The 25983-nt window shown below is 72.0% G+C and carries 23 protein-coding genes; 5 read left to right on the forward strand and 18 right to left on the reverse strand.

Features of this window, described 5'->3' with window-relative positions:
* Positions 1–4 precede the first annotated feature (4 nt).
* From mtrA to K8U61_RS04090, 10 genes are all read right to left on the reverse strand, one after another.
* Positions 5–739 (reverse strand): MtrAB system response regulator MtrA, encoded by a 735-nt coding sequence (mtrA, locus tag K8U61_RS04045; RefSeq protein WP_308043084.1) that lies wholly within the window; start codon positions 737–739, stop codon positions 5–7.
* A gap of 53 nt (positions 740–792) precedes the next feature.
* On the reverse strand, positions 793–2220 hold the full coding sequence (ahcY, locus tag K8U61_RS04050) for an adenosylhomocysteinase (RefSeq protein ID WP_224121680.1): 1428 nt from the start codon (positions 2218–2220) through the stop codon (positions 793–795).
* 155 nt (positions 2221–2375) lie between these two features.
* Positions 2376–2894: a hypothetical protein gene (locus K8U61_RS04055; protein WP_224121681.1), complete on the reverse strand. Its 519-nt coding sequence runs from the start codon at positions 2892–2894 to the stop codon at positions 2376–2378.
* A 218-nt stretch (positions 2895–3112) separates the two neighbouring features.
* Complete coding sequence (locus tag K8U61_RS04060) at positions 3113–3691, reverse strand: DUF6318 family protein (RefSeq protein ID WP_224121682.1); 579 nt, start codon at positions 3689–3691, stop codon at positions 3113–3115.
* Between the two features lie 164 nt (positions 3692–3855).
* The gene (locus K8U61_RS04065; protein ID WP_224121683.1) at positions 3856–4803 is read right to left on the reverse strand and encodes a DUF808 domain-containing protein; all 948 of its coding nucleotides are present in this window, start codon (positions 4801–4803) and stop codon (positions 3856–3858) included.
* A 21-nt stretch (positions 4804–4824) separates the two neighbouring features.
* Complete coding sequence (locus K8U61_RS04070; RefSeq protein WP_224121684.1) at positions 4825–5931, reverse strand: acyltransferase family protein; 1107 nt, start codon at positions 5929–5931, stop codon at positions 4825–4827.
* A gap of 29 nt (positions 5932–5960) precedes the next feature.
* Entirely contained in the window at positions 5961–6992 is a 1032-nt protein-coding gene (locus K8U61_RS04075) for an SIS domain-containing protein (protein WP_224121685.1), read from the reverse strand.
* Positions 6993–7004: 12 nt separating this feature from the next.
* A complete protein-coding gene (locus K8U61_RS04080) occupies positions 7005–7172 on the reverse strand; it encodes a Trm112 family protein (RefSeq protein ID WP_224121686.1) in 168 nt (55 codons plus the stop codon).
* On the reverse strand, positions 7169–8551 hold the full coding sequence (locus K8U61_RS04085) for a phosphomannomutase/phosphoglucomutase (protein ID WP_224121687.1): 1383 nt from the start codon (positions 8549–8551) through the stop codon (positions 7169–7171). The genes K8U61_RS04080 and K8U61_RS04085 overlap by 4 nt, the downstream gene beginning before the upstream one ends.
* Positions 8552–8656: 105 nt before the next feature.
* Complete coding sequence (locus tag K8U61_RS04090) at positions 8657–9013, reverse strand: DUF3499 domain-containing protein (protein WP_224121688.1); 357 nt, start codon at positions 9011–9013, stop codon at positions 8657–8659.
* A gap of 61 nt (positions 9014–9074) precedes the next feature.
* Between K8U61_RS04090 and K8U61_RS04095 the strand changes: the two genes are divergently transcribed.
* On the forward strand, positions 9075–9506 hold the full coding sequence (locus tag K8U61_RS04095; protein ID WP_224121689.1) for a metallopeptidase family protein: 432 nt from the start codon (positions 9075–9077) through the stop codon (positions 9504–9506).
* Positions 9507–9509: 3 nt separating this feature from the next.
* Here K8U61_RS04095 and K8U61_RS04100 read toward each other — a convergent pair whose 3' ends face one another.
* From K8U61_RS04100 to K8U61_RS04110, 3 genes are all read right to left on the reverse strand, one after another.
* Positions 9510–10925 (reverse strand): DUF5719 family protein, encoded by a 1416-nt coding sequence (locus tag K8U61_RS04100; protein ID WP_224121690.1) that lies wholly within the window; start codon positions 10923–10925, stop codon positions 9510–9512.
* The gene (locus tag K8U61_RS04105) at positions 10922–13777 is read right to left on the reverse strand and encodes a glycosyltransferase family 2 protein (protein ID WP_224121691.1); all 2856 of its coding nucleotides are present in this window, start codon (positions 13775–13777) and stop codon (positions 10922–10924) included. Before K8U61_RS04105 ends, K8U61_RS04100 begins: the two co-directional genes overlap by 4 nt.
* Before the next feature lie 62 nt (positions 13778–13839).
* On the reverse strand, positions 13840–14094 hold the full coding sequence (locus K8U61_RS04110) for a WhiB family transcriptional regulator (protein WP_224121927.1): 255 nt from the start codon (positions 14092–14094) through the stop codon (positions 13840–13842).
* A 224-nt stretch (positions 14095–14318) separates the two neighbouring features.
* Here K8U61_RS04110 and cofD point away from each other — a divergent pair, with 224 nt between their 5' ends.
* The 3 genes from cofD to K8U61_RS04125 all read left to right on the forward strand — a co-directional run bounded on the left by cofD (position 14319) and on the right by K8U61_RS04125 (position 17115).
* Entirely contained in the window at positions 14319–15332 is a 1014-nt protein-coding gene (gene cofD, locus K8U61_RS04115) for a 2-phospho-L-lactate transferase (RefSeq protein WP_224121692.1), read from the forward strand.
* Positions 15329–16291, forward strand: coding sequence for a coenzyme F420-0:L-glutamate ligase (cofE, locus tag K8U61_RS04120; RefSeq protein WP_224121693.1), 963 nt, complete (start codon positions 15329–15331; stop codon positions 16289–16291). The genes cofD and cofE overlap by 4 nt, the downstream gene beginning before the upstream one ends.
* A gap of 71 nt (positions 16292–16362) precedes the next feature.
* On the forward strand, positions 16363–17115 hold the full coding sequence (locus K8U61_RS04125) for a DUF3105 domain-containing protein (RefSeq protein ID WP_224121694.1): 753 nt from the start codon (positions 16363–16365) through the stop codon (positions 17113–17115).
* A gap of 44 nt (positions 17116–17159) precedes the next feature.
* On the opposite strand, the gene K8U61_RS04130 is transcribed toward K8U61_RS04125, so the two are convergent.
* Entirely contained in the window at positions 17160–18239 is a 1080-nt protein-coding gene (locus K8U61_RS04130; protein ID WP_224121695.1) for a mannose-1-phosphate guanylyltransferase, read from the reverse strand.
* Between the two features lie 17 nt (positions 18240–18256).
* Between K8U61_RS04130 and K8U61_RS04135 the strand changes: the two genes are divergently transcribed.
* On the forward strand, positions 18257–18985 hold the full coding sequence (locus K8U61_RS04135; RefSeq protein WP_224121696.1) for a TIGR03089 family protein: 729 nt from the start codon (positions 18257–18259) through the stop codon (positions 18983–18985).
* A gap of 30 nt (positions 18986–19015) precedes the next feature.
* Here the strand turns inward: K8U61_RS04135 and K8U61_RS04140 are convergent, their stop codons facing one another.
* From K8U61_RS04140 to K8U61_RS04155, 4 genes are all read right to left on the reverse strand, one after another.
* Positions 19016–21982: an FG-GAP-like repeat-containing protein gene (locus K8U61_RS04140; protein WP_224121697.1), complete on the reverse strand. Its 2967-nt coding sequence runs from the start codon at positions 21980–21982 to the stop codon at positions 19016–19018.
* A gap of 321 nt (positions 21983–22303) precedes the next feature.
* The gene (locus K8U61_RS04145) at positions 22304–23083 is read right to left on the reverse strand and encodes an ABC transporter ATP-binding protein (RefSeq protein WP_224121698.1); all 780 of its coding nucleotides are present in this window, start codon (positions 23081–23083) and stop codon (positions 22304–22306) included.
* Positions 23083–24003 carry an ABC transporter permease gene (locus K8U61_RS04150; RefSeq protein ID WP_224121699.1) on the reverse strand — a complete coding sequence of 307 codons (921 nt, stop codon included), beginning with the start codon at positions 24001–24003 and terminating at the stop codon, positions 23083–23085. The genes K8U61_RS04145 and K8U61_RS04150 overlap by 1 nt, the downstream gene beginning before the upstream one ends.
* Entirely contained in the window at positions 23996–25978 is a 1983-nt protein-coding gene (locus K8U61_RS04155; RefSeq protein ID WP_224121700.1) for a glycosyltransferase, read from the reverse strand. Before K8U61_RS04155 ends, K8U61_RS04150 begins: the two co-directional genes overlap by 8 nt.
* Between the last annotated feature and the right edge of the window lie 5 nt (positions 25979–25983).

A 25983-nucleotide genomic window follows, 5' to 3' on the forward strand; every position in this document is an offset into this window, starting at 1 on the left:
GGGGTCACGCGTTTCCGGCCTTGTAGCCCACACCGCGGACCGTCACGACGATCTCGGGGTTCTCGGGGTCGTGCTCGACCTTCGAGCGCAGGCGCTGGACGTGCACGTTGACCAGGCGGGTGTCCGCCGCGTGGCGGTAGCCCCAGACCTGCTCGAGGAGCACCTCGCGGGTGAAGACCTGCCACGGCTTGCGGGCCAGGCAGACGAGGAGGTCGAACTCCAGCGGCGTGAGGCTGATCGGCACCCCGGCGCGGACGACGGAGTGGCCGGCGACGTCGATCGAGAGGTCGCCGATGAGGAGGTTCTCCTGGGTGGGCGCGTCGAAGCGGCGGATCCGCGCCCGGATGCGCGCGACGAGCTCCTTGGGCTTGAACGGCTTGACGACGTAGTCGTCCGCCCCGGACTCGAGCCCGACGACCACGTCGACGGTGTCGCCCTTCGCGGTGAGCATGACGATCGGGACGCCGGACTCGGCGCGGATCTCCTTGCAGACGTCGATGCCGTCCTTGCCGGGCAGCATCAGGTCGAGCAGCACGAGGTCGGGCCGGTAGGCCCGGAACTCGTCCATCGCGAGGTCGCCGCGCGCGACCATCCGGCTCTCGAAGCCCTCCTGGCGCAGCACGATGGTGAGCATCTCGGCCAGGGACGCATCGTCGTCGACGACGAGGATGCGTCCCTTGGCCGAGGGCTCGCTCAGGTGGCCGGACGCAGCTCCGGCGGGCTCGCTCATGCTGTCCATACTGTCAGCAAGTGTGCCAGCCGACCGGTCGCCGGCGGCTGCTCCCCCGCTGGTCAGTAGCGGTACTGCTCCGACTTGTACGGGCCAGCCACGTCGACGCCGAGGTAGGACGCCTGGGCGTCGGTCAGCGTGGTCAGCTTGACGCCGAGCGACTCGAGGTGGAGGCGCGCGACCTCCTCGTCGAGGTGCTTGGGCAGCACGTAGACGCCGACGGGGTACTCGGCCGGCTTGGTGAAGAGCTCGATCTGCGCCAGCACCTGGTTGGTGAAGGAGTTGGACATCACGAACGACGGGTGACCGGTGGCGTTGCCGAGGTTCATCAGGCGACCCTCGGAGAGCACGATGATCGAGTTACCGGCCGGGAAGGTCCAGACGTCGACCTGCGGCTTGACGTTCTTGCGGGCGACCCCGGCGTACGACTCGAGGCCGGCCATGTCGATCTCGTTGTCGAAGTGGCCGATGTTGCCGACGATCGCCTGGTGCTTCATCCGCGACATCTGGTCGGCGGTGACGACGTCCTTGTTGCCGGTGGCGGTGATGATGATGTCCGCGACGCCGAGGACGTCCTCGAGGGTGGCGACCTGGTAGCCGTCCATGGCGGCCTGCAGCGCGCAGATCGGGTCGATCTCGGTGACGATGACGCGAGCGCCCTGGCCCCGCAGCGACTCCGCGCAGCCCTTGCCGACGTCGCCGTAGCCGCAGACGACCGCGACCTTGCCGCCGATGAGGACGTCGGTCGCGCGGTTGATGCCGTCGACGAGCGAGTGGCGGCAGCCGTACTTGTTGTCGAACTTGGACTTGGTCACCGAGTCGTTGACGTTGATGGCCGGGAAGAGCAGCGTGCCTTCCTTCATCATGTCGTAGAGACGGTGCACGCCCGTGGTGGTCTCCTCGGTGACGCCCTGGATGGCGTTGGCCTTGGGGGTCCAGTAGGACGCGTTGGCCGCGAGCTGCTCGTTGAGCACGTCGAAGATGACCTTCTGCTCGTGGCTCGTGGCGGTCGCCGGGTCGGGCGCCTGGCCGGACTTCTCGGCCTGGACGCCGAGGTGCACCAGCAGGGTGGCGTCGCCGCCGTCGTCGAGGATCATGTTCGGCTGCTCGTCGGCCCAGTCGAGGATCTGGCGGGTGCACCACCAGTACTCCTCCAGGGTCTCGCCCTTCCACGCGAACACCGGGACGCCCTGCGGGTCCTCGGGAGTGCCGTTCGGGCCGACCGCGATCGCGGCGGCGGCGTGGTCCTGGGTGGAGAAGATGTTGCACGAGGCCCAGCGGACCTCGGCGCCGAGCGCGACCAGGGTCTCGATGAGGACCGCGGTCTGGATCGTCATGTGCAGCGAGCCGGCGATGCGGGCGCCCTTGAGGGGCTGCTCCGCGGCGTACCGCTCGCGCATCGCCATCAGGCCGGGCATCTCGTGCTCGGCGAGCTGGATCTCGGTGCGGCCGAAGTCGGCCAGGCTGAGGTCGGCGACCTTGAAGTCCATCTGTTGTCTCCTCTGAGGTGCGGAGCTGGGTCTGCGTCGCGCATCTGCGCGCCTCGGGATCTCCCACGCGGACGGGAACCAGCGTAGGCCCGCTGTCCGCGGTTGGCGGAATCCTCGGCGACCGCTCGGTCTCCCCTGGCCTCCCCGGCCCGGTGTCAGTCGCCGACCAGCACCGGCCGCGCCGTCACGACCCGCAGGGCCTCGGTCCGACCCGGGATGGTCACCGTGCCCGCCACCGGCCGCCACGGCCCGTCGCCGACCCGGAAGTCCGCGGCGTACGTGACCGCGACGCTGGGCTGCACCCGCCCCTTCCGCAGGTAGCGGTGGGTGATCTCGAGGTGGGGGTACCTCGCGCCCGGGCCGTCGCTCTGCTGGCTGGCGCCGTCGCCGAACCGCCAGCCGTACGAGCTCGGCCGGATGCGGAGCTCCACCCGCTGCCCGAGCAGGTGCACCACCCGGGTCATCTCCCCGCGCTCGGTGTAGAAGTTCGTGTCGAAGTTGACCAGCGTCCGTCCGCCCGGCGGCTGCACCACCAGCTCCGCCCCCGGCAGCGGGAGGCGTCGGAAGGCGGAGGCGACGATGCCGGGGGTGATGGTCGCTGCGGGGACGACGGCGTCCGGAGGGAGGTCGCAGTACTCAAATGGATCAGCCTGCAAGACGATCGCCTCGCGCACACAGACCGCATCGAGATCGGAGTCTCGCGGCGGAGGGACATCCGATGTACCTATGACATGCGACGAGGATCCGCATGAAGGCACGCTCAACTGGGCGCCCAAGGTGATTGCGTTGTGCGCACTGGTCGCTGCGACCCCAGACGACCCGCCGCACGCCGCGACAGCCTCCGACGGGAGAAGGACCACCAGAGGCAGCAGCAGACTGGCGAGAAGGACCCTCATACAGGTATGTCCAGGTAGACCATTCGCCAGCCGTTCGGACTGTCGGCGACGTATGCGTACATGTACCCAGGACCGGCCTTGTATTTCGTCAACTTCCCGTTGTCGTCAGCCACCGTTTGTGACGAGATGTCCGCGGTGACGTAGCCAGCCCAGTCTGCCCCTCGATCAAGCGGCAGCGGCCTGACGCTCCTGGGTTCCCAAAGTCCCCCGCTCATCTCGCCGCCGGCTGAATACGTGTCGTCTATCGTCTGAGCGATCAGCGCACATGACTTGCAGCGATCGGCACTTAAGGACCTGAGTCTGGTGGTGTCACCGCTCTCGATCGAATAATTCAGAACCGTCAGCCAGTAGTTCACGAATGCCCGAGCCGCTGACTCCCCGTGGCCAAGGGCTGCCTCAGGCATGTCGGGGATCGGCTCGGTCGTGGGCGACGTGGCGACCGAGGAGGTGGCCGGCGACGAGGGCGCCCGCCGGGGCTCGGGGGCGCCCTCCCCGCAGGAGGCGACCCCGAGCACCAGGCTGGCAGCGGCAACCGCAGCAACGACCGCCCGAGATGCAGTCACGGCGTCGATCATTCCCCGGCTCGGCGCGGACCGAAACCGGGCTCCGGCAATCTGTGGACAACCGTCGGGCAAGCGCTGTCGGCGTACTTCTCAGGGAAGTCCGTCACTTCTCGGGCGTTGCAACGCCTGAGAAGTGCGGGAGTCACCGGTGCACCGGTGAATCCTGCACCGGTCGGTCAGTGCGCGCCCGACCGCTTCGGGAGCACGGAGACGACGGCGACGAGGAGCGCGCCGACGAGGAGGCCGAAGGCCGCGGAGAGGAGGGTGTTGGTCAGCCAGCCGAGCGTCGCCGCGAGCCAGCCGGCGACGTCCTCGAGGGCGTGGTGGACGTGGTGCTCGACGTCGTGGACGAAGTCGTACGGCGCGTGCCAGCCGAGCTCGTCGAGCCCGACCAGCTCGATGTGGCCGCCCACCCAGAGCATCGCGGCGACGCCGACCACGGAGATGACCGCCAGCAGGCGGGGGGTCCCCACCAGGAGTGCGTGGCCGACCCGGCCGAGGAAGCCGGTGGAGCGCTGGGTCAGCGCCAGGCCGATGTCGTCGAGCTTCACGATGATCGCGACGACGCCGTAGACCGCGATGGTGATCGCGATGGCGACGACGACCAGGATCAGCAGCCGGCTGAGGAAGGGCTCGTCGGTGACCTCGTTCAGCGCGATCACCATGATCTCGGCGGAGAGGATCAGGTCGGTGCGGATCGCGGCGGAGGTCATCGCCTTCTCGGCGTCCTCCCCCTCGGCGCCGACCGGCACCGGGTGGTGGTCGTGGCCGCGCAGCCGCACCCAGATCTTCTCCGCGCCCTCGTAGCAGAGGTAGCCACCACCGACCATGAGGATCGGCGTCAGCAGGCCGGGCAGGAACTGGCTGAGCAGCAGCGCCACCGGCAGGATGATGAGCAGCTTGTTGCGCAGCGAGCCGATGGTGATCCGCTTGATCATCGGCAGCTCGCGGTCCGCGGTCACGCCGTGGACGAACTGCGGCGTCACGGCAGTGTCGTCGACGACGACCCCCGCTGCCTTCGTCGTGGCCCGGCCGGCGGCCGCGCCCACGTCGTCGATCGAGGCCGCGGCCATCCGCGCGAGCGCCGCGACGTCGTCGAGCAGCGCGAAGAGACCACCAGCCATGCCGGAAAGGCTATCGGGACGCTAGCGGGACGCAGACTCCCGTACGTCGTGGTGCAGCCCCGCGTCGACGCCGGCCTCGATCTCGGCCTGGACCTCGGGCTGGACCTGGTCCTTCGCGGCGGTCAGCGCCACCGCGTGGCGGACGTGCCGCTCGCCGTAGCCGAGCGGGTCGACCAGCTCGGTGAGCCGCGATGCGACCGGACGGCTGGCGAGGGCCAGGGCCAGGGCGATCGCCGCGACCGTTGTCAGCGCGAAGGCGATGACGGCGTGCTCGTCGGCCCACCCCGAGTAGCCGGCGTACTCCGCGGACTTCACGAAGAACCCGTGGAAGAGGTAGACGACCAGCGTGTAGGCGCCCATCCGGGTGAACCAGCCGCCGACCCGCGGGACCAGCGCGAGGAAGGCGCACGCGCCGAGCGTGCCGATCGCGAGGACCAGCGCGCGGGTCAGGAGGGCGTGGAGGTCGTCGGCGTAGCCCATCTCGTCGTAGCGGGAGCGGTAGTAGAGCCACTCGGTGCTCGCCCACGCGTCGGTCCAGGTGGTGAGCACCCAGATGCCGACGAAGACGCAGACGGCGGCGACCTGCGCGGGCTTGCGGCGCAGCCACTCGAGCCGCTCGGGCGTTGCCTTCAGGCCCATCACGAAGAACGGCAGCAGGCCGAGGACGCGGGCGATGTCGAGGGTGTCGCCGGCGTACATGCCGGCGACGAGGCTGACGACGACGGCGACGGCCAGCCCACCCCACATCGGCTTGAAGACCGGGGTGAGCAACCGCCAGAAGAAGAGGGCGGAGAGGTACCACATCGGCCAGTGCGGGTCGCGGAAGAGGTCGTTCATCTCCTCGCCGCCGACGTAGATGCGGAAGAGCGCGAGCGCGCACTCGAAGACGAGGTAGGGCACCACCACGGTGCGGACCAGCTGCCACATCCGCGCGCGGGTGTAGGTGAAGCGCTGCGAGAGGTAGCCGGTCACGAGGACGAACGCCGGGACGTGCCAGGCGTAGAGGAAGTCGTAGCAGTGCTCGACGGCCGCGGTGTCGGGCAGCATCACCCACGAGTGACCGACGACGACGAGGGTCACGAGCGCCATCTTGGCGTTGTCGAGCCACGGGTCCCGGGTGGTAGTCACCTCTCGGTACTACCCGACAGATCGGGAGATCAGTCCTCGACGAGTCCGATTCTCAGGTACTCCGCAGCGTAGGTACCGCTGAGCAACAGGCTCGCGTAGCGGGCGACCTCGGTCGGCGCCTCGGTGGTCACCGTCTCGACGCGTACGCCGCGCGCGGTGGCCGCCGCCTGCAGCCGGCCGCGCTGCTCGCGGACGACGGGCTCCTCCGCGCCGTCGTCGAGCACCAGCAGCACGGGCCGGCGGTCGCCGGTGTCCTCGGCGAAGGGGTCGTCGAACACGTCGCGCTGGCGGGCCGCCTCGAGCACCGGGAGGAGGTGCTCGGCGTCGCCGGCCAGGGCGGTCCGGCCGGTCGAGCGGCGTACGGACTCCGCGACCCGGCGAGCAGCGCGGGCGGCGAGCACCGACCCTCCCCACACCAGTGGGGTGGCGTCGGCGAGGGCGATCGCGAGCATCTTGGCGGGGTTGATGGCGAGGTCGCGGTGGGGCGAGCAGGCGATCGCGACGTCGTCGAGCGCGGCCGCCACCGACTCGGCGTCGGCCTGCGGGCCGAGCGAGACGCGGCAGAGGTAGTCGAGGACGACGACCGCGGTCGCGAGCTGGTCGCGGACCGCGGTCGGCAGGATGGTGCTCCAGCGACCGGCGGCGTGCTCGGCGACCAGCGAGTCGGGCGGGCAGGCGACGACGACCTGGCAGCCGCGGCGGACCGCCTCCGCGACGGCGGACGCGGCGCCGGTGTCCGCGCCGTCGGGAGCGAGTACGACGACCAGGTCGAGGCTGCCGGCCCAGCCGGGCAGGGCGGGGGCCGGCCAGGCGACGAACGGCACCGGGCACCACGGCTCGAGCACCGCACGCAGCAGCCGCGAGTCCGGCCCGGCGGCGACGACGGCACGGGGCCGGGCCAGGTCCTCGGCCCGCACCACCGCCTCCGCGGTCGCCTCCGCGACGTCGCCGGCGGCGCGGCGTACGCGCGCCCCCGACTCCGCGAGCGTGCGCAGGCGCAGGTCACCGCCCGCGAGGGCGGTCTCGTCGTCCAGCCGGGACTCGTCGAACCACGTGGCCATCTCGTCGGCCGATCAGGCGGGCTTGCGGGCCTCGTCGACGAGCAGCACCGGGATGCCGTCGCGGACCGGGTAGATGAGCCCGCAGCCCTGGCAGACCAGCTCCTCGCCCTCGACGCTCACGCCCGCACGGCAGGCGGGGCAGACGATGATCGCCAGCAGGTCCGGGTCGAGCTCGCTCATCTCTCACTCCTGATCTGGGCCAGGACGCGGTCGCGCACCTCGGCCATGGTGTCCTCGTCGCGGCCCTCGACGTTGAGGCGGAGCAGCGGCTCGGTGTTGGACGGCCGGACGTTGAACGCCCAGTCCGCGTGGCTGACGGTGAGGCCGTCGAGGTGGTCGGTGGTGACGCCGTCGAGGGCGGTGTACGCCGCCTCGATCTCGGCCGTCACGCCGGACTGGTCGGCGACCTCGGAGTTGATCTCGCCGCTCAGCACGTAGCGCTCGTAGCGGTCGAGGAGCTCCGAGAGCGGCCGCTCGGTCTCGGCGAGCGCGGCGAGGGTGTGCAGGGCCGCGAGCATCCCGGAGTCGGCACGCCAGAAGTCGCGGAAGTAGAAGTGGCCGCTGTGCTCGCCGCCGAAGACCGCGTCCGTCTCGGCCATCGTGGCCTTGATGTAGGAGTGGCCGACGCGGGTGCGGACCGGGGTGCCGCCGAGCTCGGCGACCAGCTCGGGCACCGCGCGGCTGGTGATCAGGTTGTGGATCACCGCGGAGCCCGGCGACTTGGCCAGCTCGCGCTCGGCGATGAGGGCGGTCAGCGTCGACGGCGAGACCGCCCGGCCGCGCTCGTCGACGATGAAGCAGCGGTCGGCGTCGCCGTCGAAGGCCAGGCCGATGTCGGCGCCCTCGGCGAGGACCCGCTGCTGCAGGTCGACCAGGTTGGCGGGGTCGATCGGGTTGGCCTCGTGGTGGGGGAAGGTGCCGTCGAGCTCGAAGTACATCGGGACGAGCTCGACCTGGTCGCCGAGGCGGGCGAAGACGGCCGGGGCGGTGTGGCCGGCCATGCCGTTGCCGGCGTCGGCGACCACCTTGAGGCGGCGGCCGGTGACCGGCGCGAGCGAGAGCAGGTGCGCGGCGTACGCCTCGAGGACGTCCTGCTCGCTGATCTCGCCGACCGGCCCGGTGGCGGGCTCCTGCGCGCCGGCCGCCCCGGCCACGAGGTCGCGGATGTCGGCCAGGCCGGTCTCCGTGCCGACGGGGACGGCGTGGGCGCGGCACATCTTGATGCCGTTGTACTGCGCCGGGTTGTGGCTCGCGGTGAACATCGCACCCGGGTGGCCGAGGTGGCCGGAAGCGAAGTAGAGCTGGTCGGTCGAGGCGAGGCCGATCATCACCACGTCCGCGCCGGCCTCGCTGGCGCCGGCCGCGAACGCGCCGGCCATCCCGGGCGAGCTCGGCCGCATGTCGTGGCCGACCACGACGGTGGTGGCGCCGATGACCTGGACGAAGGCCCGGCCGGTGGCGTGCGCCAGGGCCTCGTCGACCTGGTCCGGGACGGTGCCGCGGACGTCGTACGCCTTGAAGACAGCGTGGACGTTCGCGGGGTCGAGGGTGTCGGCCATGACGCAAACCCTAGTGGGGACGCGTCAGCGGACCCACTGATGGTGGTCGAGCGAGCCGCGCGACCGAGGGACGAGGTCGCGACCGGCGTGTCGAGACCGGGACATTCAGTCCGTGGTCAACACCCTCAGGTGACCGCGGCGGGCGGTCTCGCGCCCGGTCTCGTCCTCGGGGGCGATCCGGACGGGCGCGACCGGGCGGGCCGCCTCGCGGACGGCGTCGGCCAGCGCGAGCAGGTCGTCGCTGGAGGGTCCCTGCGCCTTCGGGTCGGGAGCCAGGCGCAGGACCTCCCAGCCACGCGGGGCGGAGAGGCGCTCGCTGTGGACCTCGCAGAGGTCGTAGGCGTGCGGCTCGGCGTAGGTCGCGAGCGGGCCGAGCACCGCCGTCTGGTCCGCATAGACATAGGTCAGTGTCGCCACCGCGGCGCGGCCGCAGGCGGTGCGCGAACAGCGGCGGGAACTCACGTCGCAGACGGTACCTCCCGGGACCGACACACCCGATTAGGCTCGCTGTGTGGATCGGAGCGTGGATCGACCTCGACGTACCCGGGACCGGCGCGGGCGCGGGATGCGCGGGCCGGCCGTGCTGCCGCGGGTCCCCGGCCAGCCCGAGCTGCGCACTTCGCGCGAGCGCTTCGACGACCTCGCGCTCGGCATCGTGACCGAGATCGACGAGCGGTGGCAGGACAAGCTCGGGCTCGTGGAGTACGCCGTCGAGGACACCCCGCAGATCCCCGACGACTGGGCCTCGGGCACCGTGCCACTCTCCTCGCTGGTGCGCGGCAGCGGCGCGACCCCGACCCGGCTGGTGCTCTTCCGGCGGCCGATCGAGCACCGCTGCGAGAACCGCTCGGACCTCGAGGCGATGGTGCTCACGGTCGTCGTCGAGCAGGTGGCCGAGCTGCTCGGCATCGACGCCGAGCAGGTCGACCCGCGCTACGAGCGCGACGACGACTGAGGGCTACGGCAGGCCCGGTCGAACGGCGGGCACCAGGCTGCTGGTGACCGGCACGACCAGGGGCGCCACGGTCGCGCCGTCGGTCCGGGTGACCAGCACGGCGCCGCTCACCGAGGTCTTGGCCGGAGTGATGGTGACGAGGACGGCGGTCGCGGGCAGCTCGACGCTGACGCCACGGCCCGGGGTGATCTCGACCTTCGTGCTGTCGAGCGTCGAGCCGTCGGCGGCCCGCGACTCCACGGTGACGGTGCCGGCGCGGACGGCGCCGGCCAGGGCGAGGGTCTTGGTGGTCGCGCCGGCGCCGCGGGCCGAGCCCTCCGGGAGCAGGGTCGTGGCCGCGTCGGAGATCGCAGCGCCGGGGACGGCGTGCGAGAGGTCGCTGCGGACCTGGGAGCGCAGCGTCGAGGTCACCGGCGTCGTCGAGGTGATCGAGAGTCCCAGCGCGTCGTCGTCGATCGCGTCGCCGAGCACGCTGGTGAGCGTCACCCGCTTCACGGTCTGCGGCGGCACCCGCACCTCCTTGAGCCCCTCGGGCGCGAAGACCGAGTCGGGAGTCACCACCTTGACGCTCACGCGGGCCTCGTCGGTGCCGCCGTTGGCGAGGACGAGCGTGCGGGGGCCGGAGCCCGGCGCGAGGCCCATGAGCAGGCTGTGGGCCTCGGGCTCGGTCTGGCCGGGCAGCCAGTCCCGAACCATCGGCGCCGAGCCCACCCGGTCGAAGGTGTCGAGGAGGCTCGCTCCCACACGGCCGCGGACGGTCAGGAGGTCGAGCGCGAGCTCGCCCTTGCGCGGGATCAGCTGGGCGAGGTCGAGCCGCACGGTGCTGTGCCCGGGGACCGACACGCCCCGCAGGCGCGGCGCGTCCACCACACCGGCGCTGCCGAGGACCGTGATGTCGGCGAGCGCCGTGCCGCTGTCCGGGTTGGTCAGCTCGAGCGTCGACCGGTGTCCGGCGCCCGCGCCGACGCCGGTGAACCACTCGTGCGCGGTCGGCGGCAGGCACGCGGCCGTGGCCAGCTCGTCGCCACCGGTGCGCCCGGCGACCAGCCCGGGGGCCAGGTCCCCGGTGCCGGTGACGGCGGTGCCCTCGGCGGCGTCGACGGTGGTGACGCGGCCGGACCCGACCGTCGCGTCCGTGGCCTTGTCGCCGAGGCCGACGCTGACCTTGCCGTCCACCCCGTCGCCGGCGGACGTGATCGCCAGGCCGTCGTCGTCGAGCGGCCCGGGGCAGACGAGCGTGGCGGTGCTGAGCGTCGTCTCCGTCGGCGGGTGGGAGGCGGTGGCGTCGTCGTCGGCCCGGACCAGCAGCAGCGCGAGCACGCTGGCCAGGGGCAGCACGACGGCGAGGATCGTCGTCACGTTGAGACGGGTACGGCGCGCCGCGGACCGGCGTCCGGGGGTCGGGGTGGGCGTGCTCACGGCGTCGACCTCCTCCGGTTGACGGTCGGCAGGCAGAGCACGAGCACCACGACCACGGCGACGCCCTGGACGACGAGGAGCACCACGCGCAGCCACGAGGTCGGGCCGTCGAGCTGCGACCCGTCGAGCGGACGGTCGATCTGCCAGGCGCGGGTGGTGCGCTCCTCGGCGCTCGCCTGCACGAGCCCCGACGCGGAGTCGAGCACCCCGGCGACGTCGCCGTCGGCGGGGGTCGGCAGCACGACGTACTCGATGCCGGCGGCCGCGAGCTGGTCGACGACCTCGGGCGAGGGCCGCGAGACCAGCGCCTGCACGTCGTCGGTGAAGTCGTGGTCCTCGGCGGTGAGGGTGACGATCTCGTCCTCGCCGACGGTCATGCCGTCGCCGCGGCGGACGGTGTAGGTGAGGCCGTCCTCGACGGTGCCGCGCACGACGAGGATGCCGTGCTCGGGGCCCTCCTCGGAGCTCTGGACCATGTAGACGGGGATGTCGGTGTCGATGCCGTCGGTGACCGCGGCGTCGCTGCCGAACCACCAGACGATCCCGCCGAGCGGGACCACGGCGGCCGCGACCCCGAGCACGCCGGCGACCGCGCGGCGCCACGAGCGCAGGTCGGTGGCGAACCCGGCGGCGCCGAGAACGGCCGCCACCAGGAAGCAGCCCTGGAGGACCACGACCAGGACCCCGAGGCCGGCCGGCGCGGTGGCCGCGGCCAGGGAGAAGGAGACGAGCCCGAGCAGCGCGGCGACGACGGCGGTGACGAGGGCGACGATCCAGCAGACGAGGACCGGGATGCGGGTCGCCCGCGGCACCAGCGCGAGCACCGCCAGGACGGCGAGCACCACGCCGATCCACCACGGGGCGCCGAGGCCGTCGAGCCGGCCGCTGAGCAGGTCGAGGGTGTCGGCGGTCGGGACCGGGAGCCGGCCCACGTCCAGCAGCAGGCCTTCCGCGGCGCCGCGCTGGATCGCGGGGATCCACCAGGGCGCGAGCAGCAGCGGCACCAGCCCGATCGCGGCCGCCGGCGGGCCCCAGACGGAACGGTCGCGGACCGCGCCGCGGACCACCAGCGCGGCCGAGGACACCACGACCAGCCCGAGGGCGGCCGCGAGCACCCAGAGCACCGGCGCGAAGGCGCAGCCCAGCGCCAGGAGCAGGCCGACCCGCCACGCGGCGCGCCAGCGGCGTACCCCCTCGGGGTCGGCGAAGCCGAGCGCGGCGTGGGCGAGCCAGGGCAGCACGGTCGCCACGGCGACCAGGCCGAGCCAGCCATCGCCCCACGCGCCGCACACGACGGGCACCAGGGCCCAGCTGACCGAGCCCCAGAGCAGCACCCAGCGCGGCGCCCCGGTGACGACGACGAGACGGCCGACGACGCGGAGGAAGCGCCACGCGCCCCACATGCCGAGCGGGACGGCGAACAGGAAGACCGCCGAGACGGCGGCCAACGGGCTGCCGCCGAGGACGGTGGCGAGCAGCGCCATCGGGAAGACGTACGGCGGCGCCGGGACGGCCGTCCCGGTGCCGAGCGGGTGCCAGGTCTCGGTCTGGAGCCCCCACCAGTCACCGACGCCCGCCGGGGTGGGCGACAGCCCGCCGCCGGCCAGCGAGCCGAAGGCGGCGCGGGCGGCCACGAGCGCGACGACGACGGTGAGCGTGAGCAGCAGCGCGATCGGGTTGGTGAGGAAGCGCGCGACCAGGCCGCTGTCGTCAGCGAAGAGCTCGTCCTCCTCCGACTGCCGGGGCCGGGCGACCGTGCTCGCGGGGGCGTGCTCGGCCGCCGCCGCTCGGCGCCGCTCGGCGACGTCCGCGGCCTGGTTGGTGGCCGCGGCGGCGAGGTCGCCGAGGAAGTCGAGTCCGTGCCGGTAGGGCAGCCACCACGGCGCGAGCAGGCTGCGCGCGTGCTCCTCGGCCACGGCGCGGTCCTGCCGGGCCCTGCGGGCGGCGCGGATCTCGCCGGGGTGCGCGTAGAGGTTGAGCAGCGCGGCGAGGTCGTCGAGCGCCTCGCCGACCGAGCGGACCAGCAGGAAGCCGATCATCCGCAGCACGGTGCCGAACGCGAGCCGGACCACCAGCCACGGCAGCGCCCGCGCCCGCGCGTTGGCCAGCAGCGTGTAGAGCGCCGCACGGCGCTCCTGGTAGTGGGTGTGCCGGCCGGTCAGCGGCGTCCGTCGTACGCCGCGGTGCGCGGCCTCGGCGTGGAAGACGATCGCGTCCGGGACGATCAGCGTGCGGTGGCCGGCGGCCGCGGCCCGCCACCCGAAGTCGATGTCGTTGCCGAAGATCGGCAGCTGGGGGTCGAAGCCGCCGAGCTGCTCGAGGACGGTGCGACGCACCAGCATCCCGGCGCTGTTGACCGCGAGGACCTCCCGGACCTCGTCGTGCTGACCCTGGTCGTACTCGCCACGCTCGAGGCCGGTCTCGCGCCGGCCGGTGCCGGTGATGGTGACGCCCAGCTCGAGGAGGCGGCGCAGGGAGGGCCACTCCCGCAGCTTCGGGCCGAGCACGTCCGCGCCGGGGTCTGCGGCCGCGGCGGCCAGGAGGGCCTCGAGCGCGCCGGGGTCCGGGGTGGCGTCGTCGTGCAGGATCCAGATCCACTCGGGGAGCTGGCCCCGCTCGCGGACCCGCTCGAGACCGAGCTCGACGGCGGCGGGGAAGGACGTGGAGCCGGGGGCAAGGACGACCTCGTCGAAGGCCTGCTCGAGCAGGTCGGCGCTGTCGTCCTTGCTACCGGTGTCGACCGCGAGGACGGCCGCCAGCGGCGCCCGCTGGGCCCGGACGCCGTCGATGACGGTCGGGAGCCAGCGGCCGCCGTCATGACTGACCAGCAGGGCCACGACCGAGGAAACCACGATCGTGAACCCTAACTGTCGGGCGGTTGCGGCTCCGACTCGGCGGCGACGCCCGCCTCAGGTCAGACGGCGCGCTTCTTCAGCTTGCGGCGCTCCCGCTCGGAGAGACCACCCCAGATGCCGAAGCGCTCGTCGTTCATCAACGCGTACTCGAGGCAGTCGTCCCGCACCTCGCAGGTCAGGCAGACCTTCTTGGCCTCCCTGGTCGACCCTCCCTTTTCGGGGAAGAACGCCTCGGGGTCGGTCTGCGCGCACAGCGCGCGCTCCTGCCAACCCGCTTCCTCGGCTTCTGCGTCGAGGAGAAAAAGTTCCCTCACGGCCTTCGCCCTTTCGACCCGGTGTTGCTCCCACATCCTCGGATCTCGGACGGTTCAGCACCCCCGGGGAAGATCCGGGGCCCGGCACCGCGCCGAGACACGCGAACGACACTGTGGGAATTACATGCCTGTCGTACCCCGAAAGTCAACCCCGCATCTGCTATGGGCTCCAGCAGGACCGACCCACGGCTCCGGCGGTTGGCCGCGTGGGGCAAGGTATCCGCATGCGTGACATCACCGTGCTCTCCGGCGGCATGGGGGGCGCGCGGTTCCTGCAGGGTCTCCTGCACGGCATCGCGACCGGCCGGCTGCCGGGCGTCGACCCCGACGCCGTGGTCACGGTGGTGGCCAACACCGCCGACGACCTCTGGATCCACGGCCTCAAGGTGTGCCCCGACCTCGACACCGTCATGTACACCCTCGGCGACGGGATCGACCCCGGGCGCGGCTGGGGCCGCCGGGACGAGACCTGGTCGGTCAAGGAGGAGCTCGCGACGTACGGCGTGGAGGCGACCTGGTTCGGCCTCGGCGACCGCGACATCGCCACCCACCTGGTCCGCACCCAGATGCTCGACGCCGGCTACCCCCTCTCCCAGGTCACCGAGGCGCTCTGCGCGCGCTGGCTGGCCCCGACGTACGGCGACCGGCTGCGGCTGCTGCCGATGACCGACGACCGGGTGGAGACCCACGTCGCGATCGCCGACGCCGAGGCGCCGAGCGGTCGCCGGGTCGTGCACTTCCAGGAGTACTGGGTGCGGCTGCGGGCCGAGGTCCCCGCCGAGGCGCTGGTCTTCGTCGGCCTCGAGGAGTCCACCCCCGGGCCCGGGGTCGTCGACGCGATCACCGATGCCGACCTGGTCCTGGTGCCGCCGTCCAACCCGGTCGTGTCGGTCGGCACCATCCTCGGCGTGCCGCGGGTCCGCGAGGCGCTGAGGGCCACGCGCGCCCCGGTCGTCGGCCTGTCCCCCATCGTCGGCGGCCACCACGTCCGCGGCATGGCCGAGCAGATGCTCACCTCGATCGGGGTCGAGGTGAGCGCGGCGGGGGTCGGCCTCCACTACGGCGCCCGCTCGGCCGGCGGCGTGCTCGACGGCTGGCTCGTCGACCAGGGCGACGCCGACCAGCTCGCGCGGCTCCACGAGGCCGGACTGGCCGCGGCCGCCGTACCCCTGATGATGACCGACCCCGACGCGACGGCGGCGATGGCGTCGGCCGCGATCGGGCTGGTCGCCCCGTGATCCGACTCGGTGTCTACGCGCCGGACGGCGCCCCCGAGGTGATGCCCGGCGACGACCTGGTCGGGCTGGTCGTGGCCCTCACCGAGCTCGCCGACGGCGACGTGCTCGTGGTGACCAGCAAGGTCGTCAGCAAGGCCGAGGGCCGGATCCGGCGCGGCACCCGCGACCAGGCGCTCCCCGGCGAGACGGCGCGCGTGGTCGCGCGCCGCGGTGAGACCTCGATCGTGCGCAACCACCTCGGCCTGACCATGGCCGCGGCCGGCATCGACGCGTCCAACGTGCTGCCCGGCCACGTCGTGCTGCTGCCCGAGGACCCCGACCGGTCCGCGCGCGATCTCCGCGAGGGCATCCACGCCCAGACCGGCCTGAACGTCGCGGTCGTGGTCAGCGACACCGCCGGGCGGGCCTGGCGCGAGGGCCAGACCGACATCGCGATCGGTGCCGCGGGACTCGTCGTCGCCGAGGACTTCGCCGGTCGGACCGACGCCCACGGCAACGAGCTCGCCGTCACCCTGCCCGCCGTCGCCGACGAGATCGCCGGGGCCGCCGAGCTCGCGACCGGCAAGCTCGGCGGCCGCCCGTTCGCCGTCGTCCGGGGTCGCGCCGACCTCGTGCTCCCCGCCGGCGAGCACGGACCCGGCGCCGCGTCGCTGGTCCGCGCCGACGGCGCCGACCTCTTCGGGTACGGCGCCCGCGAGGCGGTCGTCCGCGCCCTGACCGGCGCCGAGGCGGACCGCCGCCCGTTCGGCGCCCCGGCGTCGGCCGACGAGCTGAGCGCCGTGATCCTCCGGGCCACCGGTCTGCACACGTCGCACACCCGCGCCGGCGGCGAGGGGCTGCTGGTCACCACGCCGCGAGGGCTGACCCGGGCGGTGCAGGCGCTGGCGTTCGCCCACGGCTGGGTGGCCGGCACCACCGACGCCGCCATGGAGCTCCGGCTCCGCCCCGCGGCGTACTGATCCACGGGTCTCCCCCGTAGACTCTGCCGTCGTCCGACCGACCATCCCCTGCACGACCTGAGGATCACGACGTGGCCAAGCCCGCCAAGACCGACCGCCAGGCGGTCATCGAGCAGATGCGCAAGAAGCAGAAGAGCGCAGAGCGCCGCCGCGGCACGATCATCGTGACCGTGTGCGTCGTGGCCGCCGTGGCCATCGTCGCCGCGGCCGCCGTGCCGATCCTCAAGGACAAGTGGGACAAGCGGCAGTTCACCGAGAAGTCGCTCTCCAGCATCGGCGACCCGGCCTCGACCTGCACCAAGATCACCACCAAGAAGGCCGACGGCAACCAGAACCACGTGCCGATCAACACCCCGGTCGACTACACGACCACCCCGCCCGCGTTCGGACCGCACTGGAACGAGACCGGCGTGGCCCCGGCCCCCTTCGCGCGGCACTTCTACACCGCCGAGGACCGTCCGGCGCTCGAGGCGCTGGTGCACAACCTCGAGCACGGCTACACGCTGCTCTGGTACGACGAGACCGTCGCCGACGACAGCGAGCTCATGACCGAGATCGAGGGCATCGCCGACAAGTTCGGCGACCAGAACTTCCGCGACAAGTTCATCGCGGTCCCGTGGCTGAAGAACGACGAGAACTACAAGCCGTTCCCGGACGGCGAGCACGTCGCCTTCACGCACTGGTCGGCCGGCGGCGACGGCGTGACCGACACCAGCAAGCAGGTCGGCGTCTTCCAGTACTGCTCCGGCGTGAGCGGCGAGGCGCTGTCGGACTTCATGGACAAGTACCCCTACACCGACTCGCCCGAGCCGACCGCCATGTGAGCACCCTCGCCCGAGCCTGCTCGGGCGAGGCCAGGCGCCAGGCCTCAGGTGAGGTCGGCTCGGCCCGACTGCTTGAGCCCCTCGACGACCTGCTTCACGTCCTGCGCGCGGGCGCGCGTGGTGACCAGCAGCGCGTCGGGCGTGTCGACGACCACCACGTCGTCGAGCCCGACCACCGCGATCACGCGCCCCGCGGCGGGGACGACGAGGCCCGAGGCGTCGACCGGCCGGACCAGGTCGTCGTCGCCGAGCACGGTGACCGAGCCGGCGCCGGTGAGCAGGGTGGCCAGGGCGTCGAAGTCGCCGACGTCCTCCCAGTGGAAGGCCGACGGCACGCTCGCCACCCGACCGGCGGCGGCGGCCGGCTCGGCGATCGCGTGGTCGAGCGCGATCTTGGGCAGCCCGGCCCACAGCTCGTCGAGGCGCTCCGGCGCGGCCGCGATCGCCCGCAGGTCCGCGGCGAACGCCGGGTGCCACCGTGCGAGCAGGTCCAGCAGCACGGTCGGCCGGACCACGAACATGCCGGCGTTCCAGCGGTAGCGCCCGGTGGCGACGTAGTCGGTCGCGACCGCGACCGACGGCTTCTCGACGAACTCCTGCACGTGCCGCGCGGCCGGGTGCCCATCGACCGGTTCGCCGAGGTGCACGTAGCCGAAGGCCGAGGAGGGGAAGGTCGGCTCGATCCCGATCGTCACCAGCCAGTCGTCGCGGGCGACCTCGACCGCCGTACGGACCGCCTCGCCGAAGCCGTGCGGGTCCGGGATCACGTGGTCGGCCGGAAAGGACCCCATGACGGCGTCGTCCGGGTCGCGCCGCTCGAGCAGCGCGGCGGCCAGGCCGATCGCGGCCATGGAGTCGCGCGGCGCCGGCTCGGCGAGGACCAGGTCGGGCGCCACCTCGGGCAGCTGGCCCAGCACCGCCTCCCGGTGCGGGCGCCCGGTCACGACGACGAAGCGGTCCTCGGCCAGCGGGGCGAGCCGGTCGCGGGTGTCCTGCAGCAGGGTGCGGCCCCCGCCGGTCAGGTCGTGGAGGAACTTCGGCACCGAGGACCGCGACAGCGGCCAGAGCCGGGTGCCGGCCCCGCCAGCGGGGATCACGGCCCAGAAGTGGTCGATCGCAGCCATGGTGGAACCCTAGTGTCGTGACGACCTTCACCGACGTCCTGGCACGCCAGCTGCGCGCCGACTCCGCCCGGCCGCTCATCACCTTCTACGACGAGGCGACCGGCGAGCGGGTCGAGCTGTCGGTGACGACGTACGCGAACTGGGTGGCGAAAACCGCCGGCCTGCTCGCCGACGAGCACGAGCTCGAGCGCGGCGGCGTGCTCTGCCTCGACCTCCCGACCCACTGGCTCGGTCCGGTCTTCCTCGGCGCCGCCTGGACCGTCGGGCTGACGGTGGTCGGGCCGGACGAGGCGGGCACCCCCGACGCGGTCGTCTGCGGACCCGACGGCCTGGAGCGGTGGGCGCCGTACGCCGGGTCGATGCCGGTGCTCGCCTGCGCCCTGCTGCCGCTGGGCGTCCGCTTCGCGGACCCGCTGCCGGCCGGCGTGCACGACGTCGGGATCGAGGTGTGGTCGCAGCCGGACGCCTTCGGCGCCTGGGACCCGCCGATCGGCGAGGACGCGGCGTACGTCGTCGACGGTGTGCCGACCACGCAGCAGCAGCTGTGGAGCGCGGCCGCCGCCGGGAGTCTCCTCACCGACGGCGGCCGCCTCCTGACGGAGGCGAACCCGGCTTCCCCACCAGGACTCGCCACCTTCGCCGAGCCGCTCACGAAGGGCGGCTCGGTGGTCCTGGTCGTGCACTCCGGACCGGGGCGGCTCGAGGCGATCGAGACCGCCGAGCGTGCCACGGCCCGCTTCCCTTGAGCGCGGACCGACCAGGACGTCTGAGGCCGGTCACCCGGCCAGGTCGTAACCCCCCATTCCGCCGCCGAGGTAGCGGCGCTTGCCGAAGCCGGACGCGGTGCCTGGGACGAGCCAGAGCGCTCCGGTCGCCTTGTCGCGCACGATGAGGTCGGCGTGGCCGTCGCGCTGGATGTCGCTGATCCCGATCACCCAGTCGTAAGGCGTGAGGTTCAGTCCCAGCGCCTTCGGGCTGGTCAGCCCGCCCGGACCGTTGCCGGGGTAGAGCGTCAGCTTCGACCCGTTGCGGAAGAGCGAGTCGGGCGCACCGTCGCCGTTCCACCGCCCGACCGCCACCTGGCGGCCTGCGGTGATGGCGCTGTGCGCGACGTAGCTCGCCTTGAGGCCGGAGAGGCCCGAGCCCGGGTAGATCCGCATCGAGCCGCCCTTCGGCTGTCCCATGAGGTCGGGGTAGCCGTCGCCGGTCATGTCGCCCACCGCCGCGAGGAGGCGGACCTTGCCGAAGCCGGTCCCGATCTTCACCGGCGCCGCGAAGTGGCCCTCGCCGTCGCCGCGGCGCAGCATCAGCGAGCCGTCCTTCTTGGTGCGGGTGATCACGTCGGAGTGCCCGTCGCGGTCCCAGTCGCCGGCGTTGAGGACGAGGTTCGCGCCGGGGATGAAGGTGCCGCTGGCGATGGGGGCGCGCAGCTCGGTGGTGCCGCGGTTGGGCAGCAGCCGCACCGTCGAGCCCTTGCGGAAGACGACGTCGGGGGTCTCGTCGTCGACGACCTGGGCGGCGCCGAGCATCGACCCCTTCTTGGTGAAGGCCTTGAGCGGGCCGAGCGCGTGGCCGTAGGTGCCGTCGCCCTTCGACGGGAGCACCCAGCCCTTGCCGGAGGAGTCCCGGGCGACCAGGTCGTCGTGACCGTCGCCGGTGAAGTCGCCGTACCCGCGCAGCGCGGTGTACGCCGACCACGACCCGGCGAGCGTGGTGCGCGCCTTGAAGCTGCCGGAGCCGGCGCCTCGGTGGAGCCACATGGCGCCGTCGGCGTCGCGGGCGATCAGGTCGGGATGACCGTCGCCGTCGACGTCGCCCGCGCCGACCAGGAGGTCGTAGCCGCCCCACCCGGTGCCGAGGTGGCGGACCTTAAAGCTGCCGCCCTTCCGGCCCAGGAAGGCGTCGAGCCGGCCGGTGGCAGGCACCCGGGCCACGAGGTCGCTGCGCCCGTCGCCGTTCAGGTCGCCGGCCGCCGTGAGCAGGTCGTGGCCGGCCGCGGCCTTGATGGTCCGACTGGGGGCGCCGAACGTGCCGGCGGCGCTGCCCGGCCGGACCTGGACCGCGCCGTCGGCACCCGTCACCACGAGGTCCGCCACGCCGTCACCGGTGAGGTCCGGCGAGAGGATGGCGCCGGCGTCGGCCGGCAGGTCGGTGGCCGCGGTCGTGGCGCTCGCGAAGGCGGTGAGCCCGCCGGTCGGGATGGTCACCAGTTGGTCGTCGCTGGTGCGTCTGGCGACGATGTCGGGGTAGGCCGCACCCGCGACGTCCGACTCGAGCTCGCGTCCCGACCAGCCCTTCTGGGTGGCCGCGGCGAGCTTGCGGATCTGCGGGATCTTCGCGTAGAGGTACTTGCCCGGGCAGGCGGTCGAGGCGGCGTCGCGGTGGCCGTTGATCGCCTCGAAGTAGCGGGACCCGACCCACTGCTTCGTCGAGGAGGCGTTGACGCCGTGGAGCGAGAGCTTCCAGGCGAAGAGCGCGCCGTACGCCTGGACCATCGCCTGCGAGGGCTGCTTGATGTCGTAGTTGCCGATCGCCGACATCGCGAAGGAGTAGTCGTTGTAGTTGAGGGTGTGGGCGCCGACCACCGGGCGGTCGACGCCGCCGTACCGGCCCTCCCAGATGCGGCCGAACCGGTCGACGAGGAAGTTGTAGCCGATGTCGGACCAGCCGCGGGACTGCGTGTGGTACGCGTAGATGCTGCGCAGGATGCCGGGCACCTCGGCGCGCGTGTAGTTGTTGGCGTTGACCGTGTGGTGGACGAAGCCGGCGTGCACCTCGTAGTAGTGCAACGAGCTCTTCTGCCGCATCGACTCGTCGGCGCCCCACTGGGCGCGGGAGTAGATCTTCGGCTTCGGGGTGAACATCGCCGCCTGGAGGTCGATCTGGTCCGAGCCGTCGGTGCCCTCGCCGGCGTCCGTCGCGATCGTCGTCGGCGTCGCCGCCGCGTCCGCGGCGGCACTGGCCGCGGCGGTCGCGTCGCCCCGCGTGCCGTCCATCGTCGAGGTGTCGAGGGCCGGCTTCTCCTCGGCGGTCCGCGCCGCGTGGCCGGGGTCGATGACGGCGAGCTTCATGTCCGGCGGCAGGCTGCCGTCGGCCGTCGTCGCCTGGACCTGGACGTCGTCGACGTCGCCGACCAGCAGGGCGTCGGTGCCCGGGCGGGCGTGCCGCGCCTCGGCGCTGCCCGGGTCGGGGGCGTGCTCCGGGTCGTAGTCGACGTCGATCCAGTCCGACCAGCTCGAGCCGGTGCGGGTGCGCACCTGGATGGTGATGTCGTCCTCGGCGATCGAGACGCCGTGCTCCCAGGTCACGCCGACCGAGCCGTAGCCGGTCACCGTCTGCGGGGTGCTCGTGAGCATCCCGCCGCTGCGGACCAGCGCCGCCTTGCTGCCCTCGCTGCCCTTGCCCGGCGCCACCCGGGCCGCGGTCGCCGGAGCCTCGGTGTTGGCGGCGACGCTCGTGCGCTGCCGCGCGGTGGCGCCGGTGGCCGCGGTGAGCGGCACCTCGCGCACGGTCGGGTCGACGACCTGGGTCGGCACCTTCGAGGCCCGGGCGGTCTCCCGCGTGTAGGCGCTGAGGGAGGCCGAGGTCGACGGCGTGGTCACGCTCGCGACGCCTCCCGAGGGGGTCTCCCGGACCACGTCGAGGCTGAGGACGGACGCCGCGGGCGTGAGCGCGGCGAGGACGACACCGAGCGCCAGGAGCTGCTGGCAGGCGGTGACGAAGCGGATCTTGCTGGGCGGCATGAGCGGTTACTCCAGTGCGGGGGAAGTTCACACGGGTAGCAACTTTCACACGCGTCACAGAGGTCGCGGAAGGAGAAGTGAGTAACTACAAGAGTGTAATTTCTACTCGACACGCCGATAAATCCGAGATTTGTCAAGAAATCTCATTCTTGTAATTCGACGCCGCGACAGAGAGTTTCGTCGGCCGGCCGATGAAACTCTCGCCGGGACGATGAAGCTTCGTCGTCCCGGCAGGAGATCTATCGGCCGGCCGATGAAACTCCCGCACGGCCGGCCGCCGCGCAGGGCGCCGACGGTCGGCTCACCGGGTCCGAGGGGCGCTCAGATGTCGGCGCCGAGCTCCTCGTCCTCGTTCTCCTGGCCGTCGTCGCCGGAGTCGTACTTGACGTACTTGATGCCCTCGTTGACCTCGCCGTCGAAGCCGACGCGGCCCTGCTCGAGGACGATGACCCGGTCGCACATCTTGCGGACCGAGCCGGCGGCGTGGCTGACGTAGACCAGGGTGCGGCCGCCGTCGCGGACCTCCTGCATCTTGGCCAGGCACTTCTGCTTGAAGGGCTTGTCCCCCACCGCGAGGACCTCGTCGGCGAGGAAGATGTCGGAGTCGACGTGGATCGCGATCGCGAAGCCGAGCCGCGAGCTCATGCCCGAGGAGTAGTGGCCGACCGGGGAGTCGAGGAACTTGCCGAGCTCGGCGAACTCCGCGATGTCGTCGAACTTGCGTCGGGTCTCGGCCTCGGACATGCCGAGGACGGCGGCGTTGAGGTAGATGTTCTCGCGGCCGGTCAGCTGCGGGTGGAAGCCGGCCCCGGTGGCGATCAGGCCGGCGATCCGGCCCCGGGTCAGCACCTGGCCGCCGTCGGGGCGCATCACGCCGTTGATCAGCTTCAGCAGGGTGCTCTTGCCGGAGCCGTTGAGGCCCATCAGGCCGATCGACTCACCCTGCTCGATGACGAAGGAGACGTCGTCGAGCGCCTTGAAGCTGTTGCTGATCTCCTGGCGTCGCAGGGCCGCGACGGTCATCTGCTTGAACGTGCGGTGGTAGCGCAGCGTGAAGCTCTTGGTGACCTGGTCGACGACGATCGACTCGCTGCCGCTCATCAGAGGCGCTCCGGGATCTTGTTCTCGAGCCGGGAGAAGACCAGCTGCGCGAAGCAGAGCAGCGCGACCCCGACCAGCAGCGCGAGGACCGAGTAGGCCCACAGGTCGCTCGGGAGGTGCTCGGCGGCGGTCTGCGCGGGGTCGTCCGTGGTGCCTACCCAGAACGCCTTCTGGAAGAGCAGGACGGCGCACGCGACCGGGTTGTAGAGGTAGTACTCCGCGGCACTGCCGAAGCGGTCCTGGACCATCGTGTACGGGTAGATCATCGGCACGCCGAAGCGGACGAAGTTGGTCAGGATCTGCCCGACGTTGGAGACGTCGCGGAAGTAGACGTTGGCCGCGCTGAAGAGCAGCGCCATCGCCGTCCCGACCGTGGCGATGATGAGCAGGGCCAGCAGCAGCGCGACGGCTCCCGCGAAGGTCGGCGTCCAGCCGAGGATCACGCAGGCGATCACCATGATCACCAGCTGGGGCACCACGTGGTAGCCGGAGACCAGCATCGAGGCGACCGGGAACATCTCCCGCGGCAGCGCCATCTTCTGCACCAGCGCCTTGTTGCGCACGATCGAGCGGGTGCCGGCGTTGAAGGTCTCGTTGAAGAAGTGGACGATGATGATCCCGCAGAACATGTGGATCGCGAAGACCGGCACGTTCTTGTGCAGCTGGAACAGCACGCCCATGACGAAGTAGTAGATGAAGAACTGCGTCAGCGGGTTGATGTAGGACCAGAGCAGCCCCAGGAACGAGCCCTGGTAGCGGGCGCTGATCTCGCGCCGGATCAGCAGCCGCAGCAGGTAGCGGCGGCGGAAGACCTCGAGCAGGCCGGTGGTCGCCGACGGCGGCGCGAGCGGCGCGTCGACGTGGTGCTCGGGTCGCTCGGGCCGCTCGGCGGCGGTCACCGGTTCGGTCACGTCAGTCATCGGTCCACGGCCGGAACGTCTCGTCCCACGCCTCCGGCGAGGTCACCTGCGCCAGCTGGGCGCGGTACTCCTCGGCCAGGCGCGGCCACTCCTTGCGCAGCCGCCGGTGGATGGCGACGGTCTTGGCCATCAGGTCCCGGAACTTGTCCGGGTCGCGCTCGTAGAGCGCGGCCGACGTGCCGTCGTTCATCGAGACGATCACGGAGTCGTACTTGGTCAGGCGGTACCACTGCGAGTCCATCGCCGGCAGCTCCGCCTCGGGGTGCTGGCGGCTGAGCTTGCGCACCGGCAGCAGCTGCCGGATCGGCGCCTTGAGCGCCGCGAGCTTGACCTCCATCGGGGTCGGGACGGCGGTGTCGTCACGGCCCTTCCTCGGCGGCTTGGACCGGCGTACGGCGGGGAACGCGTCGCGGTCGGCCTCGAGCCGGGCGTCGGTGAAGCCCTTCACGAACTCCCGGACCTCGGCGAGCCGGCTCGGCAGCATCTCGTGCAGGTGACCGGGGCCGGCCAGTACGTCCTCGAGCGCCTGGTGCCGGATCTCGACGGTCGAGTACTGCATCGACACCAGGTGCTTGATCTGGTGGTTGAAGCTCTCCTGGACCATCCGCCCGCCGTTGGGGTACGGCGAGTGCAGCAGCGCGGCCACGAAGCGGTTGCGGTGGTGGAAGTAGGCCTGCCAGTCGACGCCGTCGTTCTTGTCGGTCCACGGCACGTGCCACACCGCGGCGCCCGGGAAGGTCACCGTCGGGTAGCCGGCCTCCTTGGCGCGCAGGCCGTACTCCGAGTCGTCCCACTTGAGGAAGAGCGGCAGCGACAGGCCGATCTCGGCGATCACCTGTCGCGGGATCAGGCACATGAACCAGCCGTTGAAGTCGACGTCGATGCGCTTGTGGAGCCAGCGCGCCGAGCGCAGGTTGCGGGCGGCGAAGTCCCAGTCGTTGAAGACGCCGGGCGCCGACTGCCACCAGAAGCGCCACGGCTGCACGATCTCGCCGAAGCTGTGCATGCGGGACTTCGCGAAGAGGCTGAACATGTGGCCGCCGACGATCGTCGGCCGCTTGGCGAGATCGCCGAAGGTGACCGCCCGGATGATGCCCTCGGGCTCGCAGACGACGTCGTCGTCCATCATCATCGCGTACGTCGCGGTGCCCTTGCGGACCGACTCGAGCTGGCCGCGGGCGTAGCCGCCCGAGCCGCCGAGGTTGCCCTGCTCGATGATCCGCAGGGTGTCGCCGAGCGCGGCCTCGGCCTTGGCGAAGTACGCCGAGTCGGCGACCTTCTGGGTGCCCTGCTCCATCACGAAGACGGTGTCGAGGTAGGGCCGCAGCACCTCGTCCTCGCCGATCTGGCCGAGCAGCTCGGCGCAGAAGTCGGGCCGGTTCATCGTGGTGATCGCGATGTCGACGGTGCCGTGCTGGACGCGGTCCTCGGGCACCTCGGCGGTCCACTCGGCGCCCTCGACGACGACGTCCTCGTCGCCGGCGACGACGTTGTACCAGTACCAACCGCCGTCGACGAAGGGCTTGAGGGTCAGGTCGAAGGTGAAGGTCTCCGCGTTGCCGGACTGGGTGGTCTCGGCGTCCACGCGCTGCGAGCGGCCGTTGGCCATCGACTTGTAGACGATCACGGTCGCGCCCTTGCCGCGGAGCGTCACGGCGAGGCTGACCTCGTCGACGATCGTGTAGCGGCGCCAGTAGCTGGCCGGGAACGCGTTGAAGTAGGTGCCGAACGACAGCCGCTCCCCCATCGGCACCTGGAAGGCCGTGCGGGACCGGATCTGGTCGGGATGGATCGCCGCGTCGTCACCGATCGCCTGCCGCATCGAGGCGGCGTTCATCTCGCGGGCGTTGCGGTTGTGCCCGACCTCGTACTTGTCCGCGTCGAGGACGGCGGGACCGGCGTCGACGTACAGCGCCAGGACGTCGAGGTCACGGTCCAGGGGCAGGACCTGTCGCTGGAGCAGTCTCGTGGTCACTCGGG

Origin of the sequence: Nocardioides mangrovi (genome assembly GCF_020073815.1) — a bacterium.
Taxonomy (GTDB): domain Bacteria; phylum Actinomycetota; class Actinomycetes; order Propionibacteriales; family Nocardioidaceae; genus Nocardioides; species Nocardioides mangrovi.

Bases quoted from the DNA above. Each gene is read 5' to 3' on its own strand.
- K8U61_RS04060 (WP_224121682.1), bottom strand. From the start codon at position 3,691: ATGATCGACGCCGTGACTGCATCTCGGGCGGTCGTTGCTGCGGTTGCC.
- ahcY (WP_224121680.1), bottom strand. From the start codon at position 2,220: ATGGACTTCAAGGTCGCCGACCTCAGCCTGGCCGACTTCGGCCGCACC.
- K8U61_RS04065 (WP_224121683.1), bottom strand. From the start codon at position 4,803: ATGGCTGGTGGTCTCTTCGCGCTGCTCGACGACGTCGCGGCGCTCGCG.
- mtrA (WP_308043084.1), bottom strand. From the start codon at position 739: ATGGACAGCATGAGCGAGCCCGCCGGAGCTGCGTCCGGCCACCTGAGC.
- cofD (WP_224121692.1), top strand. From the start codon at position 14,319: ATGCGTGACATCACCGTGCTCTCCGGCGGCATGGGGGGCGCGCGGTTC.
- K8U61_RS04130 (WP_224121695.1), bottom strand. From the start codon at position 18,239: ATGGCTGCGATCGACCACTTCTGGGCCGTGATCCCCGCTGGCGGGGCC.
- K8U61_RS04145 (WP_224121698.1), bottom strand. From the start codon at position 23,083: ATGAGCGGCAGCGAGTCGATCGTCGTCGACCAGGTCACCAAGAGCTTC.
- K8U61_RS04150 (WP_224121699.1), bottom strand. From the start codon at position 24,003: ATGACTGACGTGACCGAACCGGTGACCGCCGCCGAGCGGCCCGAGCGA.
- K8U61_RS04085 (WP_224121687.1), bottom strand. From the start codon at position 8,551: ATGGCCGACACCCTCGACCCCGCGAACGTCCACGCTGTCTTCAAGGCG.
- K8U61_RS04080 (WP_224121686.1), bottom strand. From the start codon at position 7,172: ATGAGCGAGCTCGACCCGGACCTGCTGGCGATCATCGTCTGCCCCGCC.
- K8U61_RS04140 (WP_224121697.1), bottom strand. From the start codon at position 21,982: ATGCCGCCCAGCAAGATCCGCTTCGTCACCGCCTGCCAGCAGCTCCTG.
- K8U61_RS04075 (WP_224121685.1), bottom strand. From the start codon at position 6,992: ATGGCCACGTGGTTCGACGAGTCCCGGCTGGACGACGAGACCGCCCTC.